Source organism: Kitasatospora sp. NPDC057512 (genome assembly GCF_042802135.1).
Lineage (GTDB): Bacteria > Actinomycetota > Actinomycetes > Streptomycetales > Streptomycetaceae > Kitasatospora.
On the sequence record NZ_JBHVET010000642.1, the window covers coordinates 1781 to 5118 of the forward strand.

3 protein-coding genes are annotated in these 3338 nt (G+C 71.4%); 2 read left to right on the forward strand and 1 reads right to left on the reverse strand.

Annotated features, from left to right (window positions below; genetic code table 11):
• Both ACFU6K_RS31035 and ACFU6K_RS31040 read left to right on the forward strand, forming a co-directional pair.
• On the forward strand, positions 1 to 311 hold a 311-nt coding region (locus tag ACFU6K_RS31035; protein WP_380668646.1), incomplete at its 5' end, for a tetratricopeptide repeat protein.
• Positions 311 to 2428, forward strand: coding sequence for a tetratricopeptide repeat protein (locus ACFU6K_RS31040; protein ID WP_380668648.1), 2118 nt, complete (start codon positions 311 to 313; stop codon positions 2426 to 2428). The genes ACFU6K_RS31035 and ACFU6K_RS31040, both read left to right, overlap by 1 nt.
• Here the strand turns inward: ACFU6K_RS31040 and ACFU6K_RS31045 are convergent.
• A complete protein-coding gene (locus tag ACFU6K_RS31045; RefSeq protein ID WP_380668650.1) occupies positions 2356 to 3204 on the reverse strand; it encodes a helix-turn-helix domain-containing protein in 849 nt (282 codons plus the stop codon). The two genes, ACFU6K_RS31040 and ACFU6K_RS31045, sit on opposite strands and share 73 nt — an antisense overlap.
• Positions 3205 to 3338: the final 134 nt, after the last annotated feature.

Consider the following 3338-nt stretch of genomic DNA (forward strand, 5'->3'; position numbering starts at 1 on the left):
ACGCCTTCCAGGAAGCCGGCCGCACCGAGGACGCCACCCACCTCCTCGAACAGGTCGTTGCCGACCAGGAACGCGTCCTCGGCACCGACCACCCCAACACCCTCGACACCCGCTATGGCCTCGCCACCTGCTACTGGCTGTCCGGAAGCCAGGACCACGCGGTGGAGATGCTCCGACTGGTGGTCCCGGACTTCGAACGGGTCCTCGGACCGGACCATCCCTCGACCTCGGCGGTCAGGGAAGCTCTGCTCTTCGCATCCCGAGAACCCCGGTCCGAGGCCACCCGGGACAGCACCCCGCCTCACCCATAATGGAAACCGTTCAGCGCGTCGGTGGTGGGGGCGAGCAGGTGCGGGGCTGGCAGGTCAGGAACGGGATCGACGGTAGCGCCACCGTGCACGGCAGCGCCTTCCAGGCGGGCGAGATGACCTTCCACCAGTACGCGGCACCGACCGCCCCGGTGGAGTGGCCGGTGGTGATCGGGCGGATCCCGCCGAAGGCGACGGCCTTCCAGCCCCGCGAGGAGTTGCGGCGGGAGATCGACGCGGCGCGGGGGCAGTACGGCACCGTGGTGCTCAGCCAGGTGTTGGCGGGCGGTGGAGGCGTCGGGAAGTCCCAACTCGCGGCGCACTACGCGCGCAAAGCCGTCGAGACCGGCACCGACCTCGTCCTGTGGGCGGACGCCGCCGAGCCCACCGCCGTCACCGACCTGTACGCCCGGGCCGCCATCGAGCTCCAAGTACCCGGAGCGAACGGCGAGGCCGAACAGGACGCCGACCGCTTCCTCGCCTGGCTCGCCACCACCGAACACAGCTGGCTGATCGTCCTCGACAACACCACCGAGCACACGCCCGAACAGCTGTGGCCCGTCACCAGCCGGGGCGGCCGGGGTCGGGTCATCGCCACCACCCGCCACCGGGGAGCGGCCAGCACCGGCAGCGACCGAACGCTCATCGACATCACCACGTACTCCCCCGCCGAATCCATCAGCTACCTGAGCGAGCGGCTGGAGCGCGCGAAGTGCACCCGCTTCCTCGACGAACACGCGGCCGAGCTCGCCGAGGAACTGGGCCACCTGCCGCTCGCGCTCGCCTACGCCGCCGCCTGCATGGTCAACACCCGCCGCAACTGCGGCCGTTACCTCGAACTCTTCCGCGACCGCACCCGCAGCCTGGACACCGTCCTCCCCGCCCGCACCGGCGCCGACGGCTACCGGGGACCGGTGACGGCGGCGCTGCTCCTGGCCCTGGACGCGGCGCAGCAGGAGGAGCCCGTCGGGCTCGCCGGGCCTGTGCTCCAGTTGGCCGCGTTGCTCGACCCGGCCGGGCACCCGGAGGAGCTGTGGGGAACCAAGGCGGTGCTCGACTACCTCGGTGCCGTACGCGGTTCGCCGGTCGGGGCTGAGGAGGCCCGGGAGGCACTCGCCCTGCTGCACGTCTACAGCCTCGTCGACCTCACGGAAACCACCCACCGGGAGGTCACCCTGCACGCACTCACCGGCCGAGCCGCCCTCAGCATCGATCCCTGCCCACCGCAGGCGGGCCTCGCGGTCGCCGATGCCCTGCTCGAACTGTGGCCACCGGAGGACTACACCGCGATGGATCTGGCCGCAACGCTTCGGACCAACACGGACGTGCTTCTCGGGCATCGCGTTCCCGGTCTGATCCAGCCGTCGCTGGGAGTTCACACTCTTCTGTTCCGCTGCGGAAGCAGCCTGGTCGAAGCAGGCCTATACACGGCTGGCAACCTGTACTTGAGCAGTCTGTTCACCATGTGCGAGCGTCTCCTGGGCAACGACCACCTCGACACCCTCAACGCCCGTAACAACCTCGCGCACTCGTATTCAGAGGCCGGACGCGTCAGCGAGGCCATGAATCTCCAGGAACAGCTGCTCACCGACCTCCAGCGGCTCCTCCACGCCGACGACCCCGTCCTCCTCACCGCCCGCAACAACGTCGCCGCCACGTACTGGGAGGTCGGACGCGCCGACGAGGCCATCGACCTCCAGGAACAGGTCCTCGCCGACCGCCGACGCGTCCTCGGCGACGACCACCCCGAGACCCTCCTGGCCCGCAACAACCTTGCCGTCAGCTACTCGGAGGTCGGACGCGCCGACGAAGCCATCGACCTCCTCGAACAGGTCCTCGCCGACCGCCGACGTATCCTCGGCAACGACCACCCCAACACCCTCATGACCGGGAACAACCTGGCTGTCCTGTACTGGGAAGTCGGGCGCCGCGATCAAGCAATAGAGATGCTCCGCTCGGTAGTTGTCGATCTCGGCCGTGTCCTCGGTCCCGACCATCCCGAGACCGTACTGACCGGGGAGAACCTGTTCATCATGCTCCAGGATTCTCAGCCCGACGCCGCCCACGACAGCAGCACCCGCAGCCCGTCGTCCGAAGCAGACCCCGGGTCGGCGGTGTAGGTGACCAGCGCCTGCCCGGAGTCGTCGGCGGGCCGGAGGGTGTCGTAGGCGAGGTCGAGTGTCCCGGCCAGCGGGTGGCGGAAGGACTTCCGGCCGGAGGTCTTGTCGGCGACCGGGTGGTCGGCCCACATCTGGCGGAACTCCTCGCTGCCGAGGCAGAGTTGGCCTACCAGTTCGGCGAGCAGGGGGTCGTCGGGGCGGCGGCCGGCTTCGAGGTGGAGGAAGGCGACGTTCTCCCGTGCGCAGCCCGCCCAGTCGGCGTAGAGCTCGCGGGAGGCGGGGTCGAGGAAGGTGATGCGGGCGATGTTGCGGTCCTCGACGGGCAGGGCGCCGTAGTCGCCGAACAGGGCGACGGCGGCGCGGTTCCAGGCGAGGACGTCCATCCGGTGGCCCATCACCACGGCGGGGGTGTGGTGGAGCTGTTCCAGCAGGTGCAGCAGGGACGGGCGCGGCTGTTGGCGGACGGTGGGGCGGCGGCGCGGCCTGGGCGCGGGGCGGGCGAGGCGGTGGAGGTGGCCGGACTCGTCGGGGGCGAGGCGCAGGGCGCGGGCGACGGCGTCGAGGACGGCGTCGGACGGGTTGCCGACGCGGCCCTGTTCGAGGCGGGTGTAGTAGTCGACGCTGACGCCGGCGAGGTGGGCGAGTTCCTCTCGGCGCAGTCCGGCGACGCGGCGGCGGCCGCCGTAGTCGGGGAGGTCGACGTCCTCGGGCCGCAGGCCGGCGCGGCGGGTGCGGAGGAATTCGCTCAGGGCGCTGCTCGGGTTCACGTCATGGATTCTCACCCGGACGGGTGCCGCCGTGGGGGGGGGGGGGGGGGGCCGGGCCGCCGGGGGGCGGCCCCCGGGGGGGCGGGGGTGGCGGGGGGGCGCCCGCCCCCGCGCGCACCAGGAACGCCGCCGCGTGTTTGGGG